Source organism: Marinimicrobium sp. UBA4209 (assembly GCF_002381585.1).
In the GTDB taxonomy this organism is placed as follows: Bacteria; Pseudomonadota; Gammaproteobacteria; order Pseudomonadales; family Cellvibrionaceae; genus Marinimicrobium; species Marinimicrobium koreense.
In genome coordinates this window covers 100,235-100,643 of record NZ_DFTP01000094.1, presented here as the reverse complement: position 1 = coordinate 100,643, position 409 = coordinate 100,235, and the positions used below count along the sequence as shown (strand labels likewise).

The window sequence follows — 409 nt, the reverse complement described above, 5'->3', positions numbered from 1 at the left end:
ATAGGGCGCCAGATCCAGCCGCTCATAGGCGATTGGGACAGTGAACGGATGGTAGTAGGCATCGCCGTTTCCGGTGTGCCAGCCGATGAACTTTCCGCCCTGCTTGAAGGTGCTGTGGCAGCGGGCGAAAAAGGTTTTTTCATCGATCCCGATTTTCTGCAGCGTGTTTTTCATGGTGGGCCAGGTGCCCTCGCCCACTCCGACGGTGGGTATATCGGAAGACTCCACCAGTGTCACCTTCAGTCCGTCCGGACGGTGACCGTTATGATGGGCGGCGATCATTGCGGCGCTAAGCCAACCGGCGGTGCCTCCACCGACGACAACAACGTGACCAACGCTTTCCGTCATGATGACTCTTCTCCTGGCTTATCGTTATGGTTTTAAAACCCATGCAGTTTCAGCAAAAAAG

Annotated in this window: 1 protein-coding gene; it reads right to left on the bottom strand. The window is 55.7% G+C overall.

What is annotated here, in order from left to right:
- The coding region (locus B3187_RS13975; RefSeq protein WP_286807089.1) for a tryptophan 7-halogenase at positions 1–348 on the bottom strand (348 nt) is incomplete at its 3' end.
- Positions 349–409 lie beyond the last annotated feature (61 nt).